A 666-nucleotide genomic window follows, 5' to 3' on the forward strand; every position below is an offset into this window, starting at 1 on the left:
CCGTGGTAATATCGAACGTATGTTCGACTCAAGGGCGGGTCTCGGGTCGTCGCCGGAGGCGATGGCCTGGTTTGACGACCTTGGCGAGCGGCAGTGTCCGTCGCGGACGCCGGAGTCCGTGGGGTTGGCGGATGAGATTTGCGTGTCGGCGCGGGCGGAGAATCGGGCCGCGGCCGCCCAGTTGGTCGCGATCGGGAAGTTGTTCGCCTACCGGTTGTCGCGGTGCTCAGAAACCGAGGAGTGGGCGATCGACACCCAGGAGGCCGTCGCTGCCGAGGTGGCCGCGGCGTTGCGGATCAGTCAGGGGTTGGCCGCCAGCCGGGTGCGGTATGCCCGCGCGATGCGTGAGCGGCTGCCGAAAGTGGGCGCGGTGTTCGCGGCCGGGGATATCGGCTACCTGATGTTTCAAACGATCGTGTTCCGCACCGATTTGATCACCGATCCCGACGTGTTGGCGGCGGTGGACGCCGAGTTGGCGGCCAACGTGGCGCGGTGGCCGTCGATGACCCGGGGCCGGCTGGCCGCGCAGGTGGACAAGGTGGTCGCTCGCGCCGATGCGGATGCGGTGCGGCGCCGCAAGGAACGTGCGGCCGGGCGCGAGGTGTGGGTCGCCGACATGGGGGAGGGGTTGGCGCATCTGGAGGGCACCTTGCTCGGCCCGGACGC

Annotated in this window: 1 protein-coding gene; it reads left to right on the top strand. The window is 69.4% G+C overall.

What is annotated here, in order from left to right; all coding sequences use genetic code 11:
* Positions 1-19 precede the first annotated feature (19 nt).
* Positions 20-666, top strand: a 647-nt coding sequence (locus AC5Y30_RS25455) for a DUF222 domain-containing protein (RefSeq protein WP_499922077.1), incomplete at its 3' end; no start/stop codon positions are given.

This window comes from Mycobacterium sp. NGS27 (genome assembly GCF_059813005.1).